Source organism: Acinetobacter uliginosus (genome assembly GCF_044130295.1).
Classification (GTDB): Bacteria; Pseudomonadota; Gammaproteobacteria; order Pseudomonadales; family Moraxellaceae; genus Acinetobacter.
Map to the genome: position 1 here is coordinate 35,700 of NZ_JBIQOC010000033.1, position 13,692 is coordinate 49,391.

Below are 13,692 nucleotides of genomic sequence, written 5' to 3' on the forward strand. Positions count from 1 at the left end.
CCATGCGCGCGAGTCGCTTTTTATTTGCTACGTTAAGAGAAACCCCAAATGATGCTGAAGTAATTTCACATCAGCTCATGTTACGTGCGGGGATGATTCGTAAATTGGCTTCGGGTTTATACACTTGGTTGCCGATGGGCGTACGCGTGCTAAATAAAGTTGAAGCGATTGTCCGTGAAGAAATGAACCGTGCCGGAGCGCTGGAAGTATTCATGCCAGTAACCCAGCCTTCAAGCCTTTGGGAAGAATCCGGCCGCTTTGTGCAATATGGTCCAGAACTGTTACGTTTCAAAGACCGTCATAATAATGATTTTGTGCTTGGTCCAACACATGAAGAAGTGATCACTGATCTTGCGCGTAACGAATTGAAAAGCTACAAACAGCTGCCAATCAATTTCTATCAGGTGCAAACCAAATTCCGTGATGAAGTTCGTCCACGTTTTGGTGTGATGCGTTCACGTGAATTTATCATGAAAGATGCTTATTCTTTCCATATCGATCAAGCTTCACTACAAGAAACCTATGACGTGATGTATGACACGTACTGCCGCATCTTTAGCCGCTTGGGCTTAGACTTCCGTCCAGTACAGGCCGATACTGGCTCGATTGGCGGTTCAGGTTCACATGAATTCCACGTTTTAGCATCAAGTGGCGAAGATGATATCGCCTTCTCTACCGAATCTGATTATGCTGCCAACGTTGAAATGGCTGAAGCAATTCTTGTCGGTGAGCGTGCAGCCGCAACTCAGGAATTAAAACTGGTCGATACACCAGCTCAAAAAACCATTGCCGATGTATCTGCCTTCTTAGGTACCGATGCTGCGCAGTCTGTAAAAGCACTACTCGTTCAAGGTATTGCTGAAGAAGGTAAAGCTACTCCAGTAATTGCTTTATTCTTACGTGGCGACCATGAACTGAATGAAATTAAGGCTGAAAAGCATCCGTTAATTGCTGCACCTTTAACATTCGCAACTGAAGCTCAAATTGCTGAGCTTGGCTTAACCACTGGTTTCATTGGTCCACAAGGTCTGGTTGAAAAAGGCATTACCGTGATTGTTGACCGCGCGGCATCTGTGCTTTCTGATTTTGTTGCCGGTGCTAATGAAGCCGACAAACATGCAACAGGTGTCAACTGGGAACGTGATGCGACATTCACTGAAGTGTATGACTTGCGCAATGTGGTGGAAGGTGATCCATCTCCAGATGGTAAAGGAACACTGCAAATTAAGCGTGGTATTGAAGTCGGTCACATCTTCCAGCTGGGCCAAAAATACTCTGAAGCTTTAGGCTGCAAAGTGCTTGGTAAAGACGGCAAACCGACAGTTGTAACCATGGGTTGCTACGGTATTGGTGTAACGCGTGTGGTAGCCTCTGCCATTGAACAGAACTTCGATGACAAAGGGATTATCTGGCCTTCTGCAATTGCACCGTTTGAAGTTGCGATTGTTCCAATGAATGCACATAAATCACCACGTACTTTGGAAGCTGCTGAAGCACTTTATGCAGAACTGCAAGCTGCGGATTATGACGTGATTTTGGATGACCGTGACGAGCGTCCAGGGGTAAAATTCTCTGACCTTGAAATTACCGGGATTCCACACCGTATTGTAATTGGTGAGAAAGGTTTGGATGCAGGGACTTTTGAATATAAAGGTCGCCGTGATGCTGAATCTGTCAATATTTCAAAAGAAGAATTGCTCGCTAAAATTGCAAAGTAGTTGTTCTTAAAATAAAAAATCCCGCTAAGTGCGGGATTTTTTATTTCCTCATTAGCAGAATTTCAGCCCACCAAAGCAGTTAGACTTAAAGTTCTGTCCTTGCAAGGTTAAGTTCTGTAATGGAAAATCAATAAGTGTTGGATTTTTAATTTCACCCACAGATAATCCGGTACCTGCAACACATCCAAACAGTAAATCGCCACATGCACGCGGCTTAGAGGTTAAGTCGTGATTAATTCCTGCAATCGTTTGTTTAAGCACTTCGTCGGTAATTTTTACATTGGTTGTTGGACTAATACTCCCTAAATCCACTTCATCTTCAATTGCTAACCACCACCCTCGATTGGCAGCAACCGATGCACCTGGCCACAATATTTGCTGTGTCTGTAGTGATAATGAACTTGCGTTATTTAAATACAAAGAATGAATCAAACCTAAATTTTGATTTACTGTAATATCAGTCTTTAAACCAGTTAAATAACCATCGATTTGTTTGTTCAAAGTAAGATTTAAACCTAATGCTGAAATCTGTGCAGCTAAAGGTCCAGAAAAATCTATTTGATTTACTGTTCCTGTTCCTTTTAGGACGGCCTCTGTCATACGTGTTCCAGATACAATCGTAGATGGAATGGTAAAAGGTGCAGTTGTTGAAGATAAGTTAAATGAATAATCATTTGACTTGTAATGCAATTCTAAAGGAATACCAACCAATGTTCCCGTTACAGCACCTTCGATATATTGACCCGTTGCTGCATAATCCATAATTCGAGGATCTGTAATTGCCACCCCAGAAGAGGCCTTGGTTTTCATATAACCACTAAAGGAGTTAATACCATTAGGCGTACTACTGTTTTCTGTTCCTATTGTCATTAAGCCAGCAATTTTTTCAGCACTTAAACGAAAGCCAAGAACCTCACGAGTAGAAGCAGATTTTGGATTTTTAATAGCAAACTCAACAAATGGATTGGTAATAAGGGCTGAGCTTGCCGCACGATCATCAGAGGTATAGTTTGCGCCTTGCAAGCCACTTAAAGAAATATTATCAATATCAATATCACATTTGCCAATACCATTCACCCCACCACAACCTAATTGTAGCTTTTTAATATTGGCGTTGATTTCCATTTCAGCTTCCAGGCCCAATTTATAAAATCCCAGATTCGTCTGGTCTACATTTTGTCCTTTAGCATCAATAACGTTATAACCCACGTTATATTCCATAGACAATAATGCTTGACCACTTACATCAGATAATGAATCATCATCCATAGCAACCATTGCATGACTTAAACTTGGTATTGCAATAGATGAAGTAATCAAACTTGCCAATAATAATTTTTTCATAAAATTCTATCCCTATTCTTTTATTTATTCTCAAACAGGTTAACGTGGAGTAATACCTAAATTACTTCTAATACTTCCCCCTGTAATTGCAATATCTGCCATTTTCTGCATTTGATTCGGCATGGTAGACATCGATAATTCGGTCCTGAATACCTGATTCAAAGATTTGGCCGGATTAATATCCACTTTATTATCAAATACCACAGTATCTTTTTGCATCCTGACTTGTGATTCAAGCGCTAGAACACCTTGCAATTTATTCAAATTAATACTTGAAGTTTTCACAACCGTGTTATTCGCATCAACATCTTCGTTAATCAAACTAAAGTAGCTTCCCAAAATATTGGGGTTCAATTTATCTGTGTCTGATAATGCATTAAATTCAAAATTAGCACGGAAAGATAAAAAGTTATTTTCTGCATTATCATTCATACCGGGAATAATAAACAAATCACCTTTACCATCCAGTTTAAAAGCAATGGAAGTCAGCACATCATCTTTGCGGGCGAAATTATCAACAGGAACGACACTGCCACATTTAACAGAACCACTGGTACAGTTATAGAGCGAACCAGGTAATTGACCAATCGCCATTTCTGCACTTGCAGCGACAAACAAATCATCGGCGCTAATGTAGATTCCTTGCTCTTCGTAACCAATCACGCCTTTGGCTTTGACAAATGCATCAATATTACGTAAACCGGCATAGTAATTTACTTCTTCATTGTGCAGCCCTTTCTTTCCATCGATTAAAATTAATGATGTGGTACTCGCTGCCCCCGTTTTTGTGTCAATTCCATAACCATCGGTAGTTGCCATCACATTGTAGGCGATTCCTTTTTTAGTCCCACCATCCACTTTTGATGTATATTCTGTGCCTGCAAGCGCAACATTCGCATTCAGATTATAAACAGGGATACCAATTCCCCAGCTACTGGTATCATTAGTAATTTCAGCTAAAGAGTTATCCGCAATAAACCGTGCTTTACGTGCAATCGATTGAAAATCCATACCACGTATAGCGATTAATGCAAAGTCATTAGCTTTTTCAAGCAATGATAATTGCTGCGTCTGAACTAAATTGCTCACCCCTAAAGTCTTTTTAATTTTATCGTTAATTAAAAAATCTAAACTTTTTGCTTGTATCGCATTAATATAAATGTCACCAAAATCAATATAGGCATTTTTGGTATTTAAATCTGTGTTAGAACTCGAATTACGAACAGTTAATGGTGATAAATTGGAAAATTCAATGGCATAACTTCCATTACCAGTATGACCAATCTCAAGGGTTGTTGGGGGCTGATTCGTACCTAAAAGTGCATTCCCTTCACGGGTAAAATCGGCAGAAATACCAAAATGCAGCCCGCCTAGCCCTACCGCATCATAACCTGTTAACGTCGCTGTTGAAGTACGGCCAAAATCTGTAATCCCACTTTGATTGGCATTTAAGAAAATTGTGGCATTGGTTACCGCACCCGATGCTCCCATACGAATTAAATTTCGTTGCTGATTCGGATCACTGCCATAACGCAGGTCAATATTTATCCCTGGGTTGGTTGCCTTGGTTCTTGATGAATGTACCGTATCACGACCAGGCAGTGAATTTGCACTGGCGACAGGATCGCTGTCATCCACTCGTCCAAACATTACAACATGATCTGTCGCACCATTACGACTCTTTGTGGTCAGGACAATCCCTTCATCCATGTAACTGCTTGATGTTCTTTCTTGATAAGAGTTCAGATACATATAGCCATCACCAGAAAAATTGAAGTTAAAATCTTTCAAAGTGAGCTTTTGCCCGTTTAAACCATGACTGATACTGGCATTTTGCAATTGAAAATTAAGGTGTGCCGTTTCATCTCGATTAAATAATCCTGCTTGCGTTTGAAGAAGTAAACGAAGTGGTGAACTGGTTTTGATATCGAGAGAACCCAAACTTTGTTCAGAAGTCTGACATTTAGTTGCATCAGTACACAGTAACATGAGGTTGTTAACAGCTAATTCAAATGGATAAATATTGGCTTCTATGCGAATCCCCGCCCCTCGATCAGTTGCCCCCACATCAAAGTCAAGCGTAGAAATAATCGATTGATTATTGACACCTGACAGGGTCACATCTTTCAGCCCCATTTTCATAGTATCAGGACGTAGCAATGAATCGTTGGCATTGCTTTTTGAAGAAGAATCAACCCAATTGACAGCATTTATAGTTGCCTTGGAGATCTCATGTGTAATGCTGATACCATCTTGCCCGGTTACTGAGCCAAGATAATCATCGGAAAGTTGCTCAAATGCATGGCTTTGTTGTGCAATCAAAATGCTTGCCGTAAGTATTTTTAACTTTGTTATTTTTTTCATTTTTATATCCCTATCTGGCTTTATTCAATTAACAGCGCGCAGTTCCTGCACCTGTACAGTTAAAACTGAATATTTTTAAATTACCTGACATATGCAAATTGCCATGCGTATTTAAGCCCATAAAGCCTTTTTCTGTATTTTTATCAAACGTCGGTACATCTAAGCCTGCAACTGTTGTTCCATCAGATTTTTTTTCTGTATAGGTGCTATAAATCATATTATTGGCATACCCTTCAACACCTGCATCACCTGTTTCGACCGCCAAAGTATTAAAACCTAAATTCCTAATTTTCAGTGGCTTATCATCAAAAAAAGAAATTTGTAATGCAGTCTGAGGATTACCGTCACGGTTAATAATGGTCGCACCATCTAATGAAAACTGATCAATTTGTAAGGTGCCTTGAATGCCTTTAAAAACCAACCATTTTTTATTACCCGCAGCATCTTTATGATTATTCGGTGCGATCGCTAAACGGCAAAATACATTATCAGTACAACTATAAGTATAAAATGCCTCTGTTGCCTTACCTGTTGCATCAAAAACTGAAATATTTTTTAGAGATAAATCTTTAGCATAGCGATGATTTAACGATAGAGTCCAACTTAAATCTGCACCACCTTGTCCGGATATATCAGTCATCTCATCATTAGCCATACCTACTAACTGTGCATTTGCAATAGGGGTAAAAGCCAACATAGAAATTGAACAAACCAGGTTCAGGATAGAAGTTTTAATACGTGAATACATAGCCTATTCTCCTATAAACCTGTTGTTTTTATTTTTAGGTGCTGAATGAGTACACCATCAATTGCAACTGAGCCTAAATTTGTCGCCTGGCCATTAATATTTTTAAAGACAACCCCGGTTGCATCTGCAGTTTTGTTCGCGTTTAACAAATTACCTGTAGCTGACCGTTCTACTGTACCAATACTGATACTACTATGGGTTGCATTTCGGCCTTGATAAGTCGTAGTAATATTATTTGCCGTCGTGGCAATTTCAGTACCGCAACTATAAACATTGCAGGTTGAACCTTTTAAATAATCAGAAAGTTTCGTGTAGGTCACTCCATCTTTATCGATCATCGCAATATTCTGATTATTTTTATCTTTCAATACAGTTGTTGAGTCTGTGTCACTATAATAAGTATAAATTTGTGAATATATTTCTGGCACATTTGGAATACGGGTAATTTCTAAAATAATATTGTTACCTTCAGAACCTAAAATAAAAGGCTGATACATATTCCCCAATACCAAGTTAATATTGGGACTATATAAATACATCCCTTCCACATTATTAAATATAGGGGCTAATGAGCGGTCAATCGCTGGAGTGACGGCGGTACCATCATATAGATCAGGAGTGCTGTCCGGGCCTTTTTTTGCAGCAGTACTCATTCTAATTCCACGAGCATCCAGGTCGGCATCCGTTGCTTTTAGCGTGGATGGATCATCATGAGTATTTAAACGTAAAATTGCAGCCATGCCTAAAGTTTGATTGTAATTGGCATTGCTCGTTGCTGGTAATGTTTGGAATAATCGAACTTGTGACCCATTTAAATTCAAGCCATTGGCAATAAACTGGGTTCTTAAACGATAATCTTTATCTAGTCCAGAAGTGGGTGCTCCAGTTAACGGATCCACCATATTACTTGAATTTAATTGGCGTGAAAAAATATCGCTCCAGAAGCCTAATTTAAAAGTATCACTGGTATCTGTTCCTTTTAGCTTTAAAGGTGCCTCCAATGCGATATAACCAACATTGGCCTTATTGCCTTTTGCAAACTGAATCGTATCCACATTACCTGCACGAATCAGCCATGGATTTGCTGCTGTTCCCCAATTAAAACCTTGATTACTGTATCGGGTACTTAAGGACCCATCACTTTTAGAAAGAGCCAGACCATAAATAAAAACGTCTGCTTTGGTTCTTAAACTTCCTACTGTAGCTTGAGCTGCTGCCAATTTTGCCAATCGAATGGCTTCAGCTTCAACCTCAGCAAGTGCAGTATTACTTGCTGTAGTGGCTACGCTTTTCGCATATTCAGCGGCTTGTTGATTAAGTACTGCTTGGGTTTTAGCTTCCAGTTGATTCGCAACAGTGGTGTCGATCGTATTTTGCCTGGTTACACTCTGTGAATAGGTAGTTGTAGGTATACTTTCAGTTGAACGATTGCCATAAAGCAATTCAATCATTTCTAATGTATTTTTTGTAGCATATTGTTGGGATTTGTCTTTTAACCATAATGTCGATTCGGCAGACCCCGGTTCAGTTGTACCATCATCTTTTACACTTAATGGCCACAAATTCCCATCATAATAATCATCATAACGTTGTTGATAATATTGCTTCATCAAAGGAGAGTCGACATAACTTTGTACCACATTCCCCCGATATTCTGCTGTATAGTTATTCTTTACAGTTGTGTTAACAGTCGTATAATTATTTGTTCTATAAGTATTATAAGCAGATTGATAAGTATTTTCGTAAACACCATTATAATTAGCAGCCTTCCCGCTTAAGTAAGCATCCGTATAAGCTTTATTATAAATTTTAGTATAAGCACGCTGACCAAGCAGCTCATAATTTTCACCGGTCGGAATAATTCGGATAAAGCCCGTATCATACTGTCCCGGATCGGCAATTCCTTTGCCATAACTTGAAGCTTGTGAAATTTCGTTTGGACCTTGAAAGACCATCTTAAAATTTTCAAGGGCTAAAGCAACGCCTTCACCTGTAGTTTCAGAAAGATGATCATCTGACAAGGATTCAAGCGCATAAACTGATGGGCTAAGTAAAGCTGCGAGCATGCTCGCCAAACAAGATTTTTTAAATCTTGTATTATTCCAACTCTGAGTCATCACGACCTTCCTTTTTATCAGATGCTCCGCATCATTATTTTTTAATTCGTCCTATGCTTGGTATGTCGAATTTTTATTTATTTGTCATGACGACAATGTTCTGACCAAGTCTGTTCAACTTTTTATTATGCTGAATATTATTGCAATTGCAAAAAAAACTAGGCAAATGAACACAGTTTCCGATGAATGAAGCAAGCAAAAAATAAGCGGACCAAAATGATCCGCTTATTCAATTATTTGTAATATTTATGCTTTTGGCAAAGTCACACCGGTTTGTCCTTGATACTTACCACCCCGGTCTTTATATGAAGTTTCACATACTTCATCAGATTCAAAGAACAACATTTGCGCAACGCCTTCACCTGCATAAATACGCGCTGGCAAGTTGGTAGTATTTGAAAATTCCAGTGTCACATGTCCTTCCCACTCTGGTTCAAGTGGAGTGACATTCACAATAATACCGCAGCGTGCATAAGTCGATTTACCCAAACATACAGTCAAAACATTACGCGGAATACGGAAATACTCTACGGTACGGGCCAAAGCAAATGAATTGGGCGGAATAATACAGACATCGGATTCAATGTCGATAAAGCTTTTATCATCAAAGTTTTTTGGATCGACAATTGCTGAATGAACATTGGTAAATACTTTAAATTCGCGTGCACAACGAACATCATAACCATAGCTTGAAACACCATAAGAAATGAGTTTTTCACCAGTTTCATCATAACGTACCTGGTTTTCCGCATACGGTTCAATCATGCCGTGTTTTTCGCTCATTTCGCGAATCCAACGATCAGACTTAATTGCCATTATTTCAATCCAAAAATAGTTAATTCGATTATTGCGCTGTACTTTAACTGAAATTGGCTACAATGAAAATAATGATCAGGCGATGAGGTGTTTTTTTACAAAATGTATATTTTCATCGCCGTAATTTCAAGACTTAAAAGTTTAAAGACTCAAAATAGCAGAATAACTTAATGGAATTGAAAAACTGATTAAGATGATAGAAGCAGTCTTTTGTAAATTGGATTGATTTAACCAGCGTACTTTATTAGAAGCCAAAATTGAACCTATAAATGTCCAAAACAAAGCAATAGGCACAATCAGTAGCAGAAACATGACAATATGAACTAAATAATTATTCAGCGTTAGCCAGGCTGTGCCTGGAAAGATAGCTGAAGCAAACAGTAAGGCTTTAGGATTGAGTAAAGTTGCACAGAACAATTCGCGGGCACGGATGGTCGGCAAATTAAAACTTGCTTCAATATCAGCAGTTTTCCAAAGTTTAATGGCGAGGAAAATAATATAAACTGCACTGATGAGCTGTAAGATTGTAGGAAGTATTTTAAATTGAGTTGAAACGCTACCAATAATCATGCCCCAAAGCGTAATTGCAATTAAATAACCAATCGCTTCAGCAGGAATCAATCGTAATGATTTACGTACACCGACCTGAATGCCGGAAGATGCAAGCAAGGTATTTGTTGGACCAGGCGTCAATAGAATGGTAATGACTAAACCAATGAATAACCATGAAATCATATGCGATCTCTCTATAGAGTGCACGAAGAGTAAATCAGTTTATTGTACTTGGCAAATCAGAAATTTCACATCTTTTAAAATTGCCCAATCTGTTTTATTAATTTATTAAATTTCAATAAATTAAAGTTATTTTTGTAGTTTAACTCCTGAGTCATTTGTTAAAAAAAATTTCAACAAATACTATTTTAAGGTTGATCATTTATATTTATCTGGCTTGATCTGTCTCTGAGGGATCGATTCAGGCACAATACATCATCATTTAAGCGGCCTATTTTTATGGCAAAACAGTTCTTTCAGTCCTGGCTTCCCTCACCGCAAAAAGTTGCAGGGATGAAAGTAATGAAAATTTTTGGTGAGCGTACCTTAAATCCTTTACTTTGGTATGTGAACAGAAAGTCCATTTCAAAAGCTGTTTTTATTGGCACGTTTTGGGGCATGCTACCTTTACCATTTCACAGTATTTTGATTGTATTGACGGTATTGCTATTTGAAGTCAATTTACCTGTGAGCTTATGTCTTGCCTGGCTGACCAATCCTTTTACCCTGGTTCCAATTCTGTATCTGGGGTTCTGGTTAGGCAGCAAAATTTTCCAGGTCAATATGATTGATCAGGATATGATGCTGGGGGTGTTGCATCAGATCAGCCACGCTATCACCCACTTTGGGCATGGACACATCGACTTGAGTCTGGCGAAAATTTTATTATTCGGGTTGGTACTAGAGGCTTTCATCTTTGCAATTATATTCTTCGTGATTACCCGATTATTGTGGCGATGGAATATTATTCAGCACCATAAACGGCGCCGATATTTTCAATAATCATTGCATCTTTTAACTATATTTCACTATTTAGCCTATTCATATTCGCTTTAACAATAAAATAAACTTCTGTCTAATTGTTGATCCCCCGATTTATTTCCTCCCATCAAGAGAAAATTAAAGGAATTAAAGCCCAAACAACATTGGGCTTTTCGAAAATATTGCTTTAATCAGACAGTAAATTTAAAAAATTCTATTGTGTGGTTTTTCTACTTTCGGCAATTGATCGGCAATTTTTTGCGCAATCGCCATATAACTTTCAGCTGCATCATCCCCCACGAGTACAGAAGGTTTACCAGCATCGGCATTTTCACGGATTTGCACATTGAGCGGTAAACGCCCGAGTAAAGGAATATGGTATTGTTCAGCCAATTTGTCACCTCCACCTGTACCAAAAATCTGTTCCTCATAACCACAATTAGAGCAGATATGGGTCGACATATTTTCCACTACACCAATTACCGGAATCTGGACCTTATTAAACAGTTCAATGCCTTTGGTTGCATCCAGTAAGGCAACATTTTGCGGGGTGGTGACAATCACTGCCCCGGTCACCGGAATACGCTGCGCCAAAGTTAATTGAATATCCCCTGTCCCTGGTGGCATATCAATCATCAATACATCCAGGTCTGGCCACAAAGTCTGATTAAATAATTGCATTAAAGCGCCAGTCGCTTTGGGACCACGCCAGGCAACCGGGGTATTGTTATCTCCGGTTAGATGTCCAATCGAGAGTACTGCCATACCGTAGGCATCCAGCGGAACAAAGTTTTCTGCTTCAATCATGGGCGTACGTCCGGCATTGCCCAGCATGGTTGGAATACTCGGCCCATAGATATCTGCATCCAGAACACCGACTTTTAAGCCAAGTTTCTGTAAAGCCAATGCAAGATTGACGGTGGTGGTCGATTTGCCCACTCCCCCTTTACCTGATGAAACCAGGATCACATTTTGAATGCGTGGATGCTTGGGCACATCTCTTTGCTGCGGTGCCGGTTTCTGGATTGGTGGGTTATTCGGATCTTCTGCAGCTTTGCTTTCAGCTGGAGCAGTTTGTCCGGCAGCATCTACCACAGGGGGAAGTTTTTGCGCTGAAGCTGCCGTTGAAGCCTGTGCATCACTTGCACAGCTATGCCCCTGTTTGCCATGCTCAGGATTAGAACAGCTTTCATCCTGTTTATGCTTTTGTTGAATAACATGCATATTCAGTTCCCGGATGCCGCATTTTTCCAGTGCATCGGCCAAATCATCATGAATTTGTTGTAAATGATCAGCTTCTTCAGGATAAGTATGAAGAGTGATTTGTAATACCTGACCTTCTACATTGACCTGAGTAATCCGGTCTTTCAGGGCATGCTTGGAATTGGGCAAGATATAGCCCTGTAACACATTCTGGATTTCTTCCTCCTTCACCTCTTGCGCGGGTGAAAACACAGATTTAAGCGAAGAAAGCCACGACATAAGTTTACTCCAAGTACGGACATACAGCTGAATAGTATAGTTTAGCTTTAAATGCCTCGAAGGTTAAGCATAGTTCTCTATAGCTTGATGAATGTATGAATAAATCCAAATAAATCGATAGCTTGGACTATTTCATATTGTATTTTTATTTATGTCTTCAAAACCCTTGTTTAAGTCGTTTACCTAGTAAGCATATAGGGCGGTAAAACAGCTTCAGGTCAGATTAATTTATCCAGCATCCAGCCTTATTTCTGTTAATAATTCTGCTACAGACATGCTGCTATTTTGTTCTTTATATTGATAAATTGTTTTGATTGTCATTTTATTTTGGGGATAACATGTTACTTAAATATATAATTCCAGTGATTTTTTTGTCAGTAGTGTCATTTAATCACGCAGCGAATGAGACATCATCCATCCACACGCCTTCTGGTCAGTCCATCAGTTTGGGAGATTCTTATTCCGACATGCAAAACCGTATGTCTTTATCCCCCAACTCCATGAGCACACATGAAATCAAAGAAGGAAAAAACCATTATCTAGCCATGGACTATACCTATACAGTTGAAAATATGCTTTACACCATTACCATCGTGAACGATCGGGTGAAAAAAATTGAATGGCTGAATACCGATCAGGATATTAATAAAGATCAAATTACAAAAGAATGATGCAAAATCATTCATAGAAATGGCGACACTGGATAGTCCTTAGCGGTAAAATAACTTTAAAAACAAGCAAATCCAAGTCGCATCATTTTTTAATTTGTACAGGTCTTGGTGGCTATATTCTTTAGCTCTTCCAATTGACTACAGGTATAGGTGTTAAGTTCATCACATCTAATCGCAGCGGCATGTTGCAGTCCTGAACGGGATTTAAATTGCAGCGGCATACTCAGCAAACCGCTGCAATACAAGATAAAGTGTTTATCTCCAAAGATAATCTGCGTTTAAAGAATCATGACCACGACAGCGCACGATGACCTTTATTTAACCGGAATCATCAAGTGCTGATAAGGCGTTCCGGGCCACATGACATAAGGTACGGCAGTATCTGGCTGGGCATTTTGGGGATACATGTTATAAAAACCAGATTCGGCACCGACAATCATGACGTGTGGGCCGGTCTTGATCCAATGGTTACCTTTGGTGGGTTTTTGGGCATATGCGTCGGTATTACTGGCATCGGTTCAGAGGTGGTTCCACTTGTTTGAACAACTAAAAGCGTATTTATAAGTGATATTCCGCTCTAGTTAAGCCACCTTGTTTTGTTGGGGTAGCTGATCATAGTAAAACTCATTTGGTGTCATTTTGTCTAGACTCGAATGAGGTCGTTTCAGATTATAAAACTCAAAATATGCACTCAATTGCTTTTTCGCATCTGTGACACTGCTATAAGCTTTGAGATACACCTCTTCATATTTAACGCTCCGCCATAATCGTTCAACCATCACATTATCTACCCATCGACCTTTACCATCCATACTGATTTGAATGCCATTTGATTTCAATACATCAATAAATGCATCACTGGTGAACTGACTGCCTTGGTCTGTATTCAATATTTCAGG

At 39.2% G+C, this 13,692-nt stretch carries 11 protein-coding genes; 3 read left to right on the forward strand and 8 right to left on the reverse strand.

Annotated features, from left to right (window positions below; genetic code table 11):
* Window positions 1-2: 2 nt before the first annotated feature.
* A complete protein-coding gene (locus tag ACE01T_RS08165) occupies window positions 3-1,718 on the forward strand; it encodes a proline--tRNA ligase (protein WP_395519091.1) in 1,716 nt (571 codons plus the stop codon).
* A 51-nt stretch (window positions 1,719-1,769) separates the two neighbouring features.
* Here the strand turns inward: ACE01T_RS08165 and ACE01T_RS08170 are convergent, their stop codons facing one another.
* The 6 genes from ACE01T_RS08170 to ACE01T_RS08195 all read right to left on the reverse strand — a co-directional run bounded on the left by ACE01T_RS08170 (window position 1,770) and on the right by ACE01T_RS08195 (window position 9,842).
* A complete protein-coding gene (locus ACE01T_RS08170) occupies window positions 1,770-3,062 on the reverse strand; it encodes a DUF6160 family protein (RefSeq protein WP_395519092.1) in 1,293 nt (430 codons plus the stop codon).
* Window positions 3,063-3,101: 39 nt separating this feature from the next.
* Window positions 3,102-5,426 carry a DUF6160 family protein gene (locus ACE01T_RS08175; RefSeq protein ID WP_395519093.1) on the reverse strand — a complete coding sequence of 775 codons (2,325 nt, stop codon included), beginning with the start codon at window positions 5,424-5,426 and terminating at the stop codon, window positions 3,102-3,104.
* Between the two features lie 28 nt (window positions 5,427-5,454).
* Window positions 5,455-6,150: a hypothetical protein gene (locus ACE01T_RS08180; RefSeq protein WP_395519098.1), complete on the reverse strand. Its 696-nt coding sequence runs from the start codon at window positions 6,148-6,150 to the stop codon at window positions 5,455-5,457.
* Between the two features lie 35 nt (window positions 6,151-6,185).
* The gene (locus ACE01T_RS08185) at window positions 6,186-8,291 is read right to left on the reverse strand and encodes a hypothetical protein (RefSeq protein WP_395519094.1); all 2,106 of its coding nucleotides are present in this window, start codon (window positions 8,289-8,291) and stop codon (window positions 6,186-6,188) included.
* A 246-nt stretch (window positions 8,292-8,537) separates the two neighbouring features.
* Window positions 8,538-9,107 carry a dCTP deaminase gene (gene dcd, locus ACE01T_RS08190; RefSeq protein WP_086174816.1) on the reverse strand — a complete coding sequence of 190 codons (570 nt, stop codon included), beginning with the start codon at window positions 9,105-9,107 and terminating at the stop codon, window positions 8,538-8,540.
* 141 nt (window positions 9,108-9,248) lie between these two features.
* Window positions 9,249-9,842 (reverse strand): LysE family translocator, encoded by a 594-nt coding sequence (locus tag ACE01T_RS08195; RefSeq protein WP_395519095.1) that lies wholly within the window; start codon window positions 9,840-9,842, stop codon window positions 9,249-9,251.
* A 270-nt stretch (window positions 9,843-10,112) separates the two neighbouring features.
* Between ACE01T_RS08195 and ACE01T_RS08200 the strand changes: the two genes are divergently transcribed.
* A complete protein-coding gene (locus ACE01T_RS08200; RefSeq protein WP_373423504.1) occupies window positions 10,113-10,661 on the forward strand; it encodes a DUF2062 domain-containing protein in 549 nt (182 codons plus the stop codon).
* Window positions 10,662-10,844: 183 nt separating this feature from the next.
* On the opposite strand, the gene apbC is transcribed toward ACE01T_RS08200, so the two are convergent.
* Window positions 10,845-12,122: an iron-sulfur cluster carrier protein ApbC gene (apbC, locus tag ACE01T_RS08205; protein ID WP_086195997.1), complete on the reverse strand. Its 1,278-nt coding sequence runs from the start codon at window positions 12,120-12,122 to the stop codon at window positions 10,845-10,847.
* 338 nt (window positions 12,123-12,460) lie between these two features.
* Here apbC and ACE01T_RS08210 point away from each other — a divergent pair, with 338 nt between their 5' ends.
* A complete protein-coding gene (locus tag ACE01T_RS08210) occupies window positions 12,461-12,793 on the forward strand; it encodes a hypothetical protein (RefSeq protein WP_086195998.1) in 333 nt (110 codons plus the stop codon).
* Between the two features lie 581 nt (window positions 12,794-13,374).
* Here the strand turns inward: ACE01T_RS08210 and ACE01T_RS08215 are convergent.
* Window positions 13,375-13,692, reverse strand: a 318-nt coding sequence (locus ACE01T_RS08215; RefSeq protein ID WP_395519096.1) for an integrase core domain-containing protein, incomplete at its 5' end; no start/stop codon positions are given.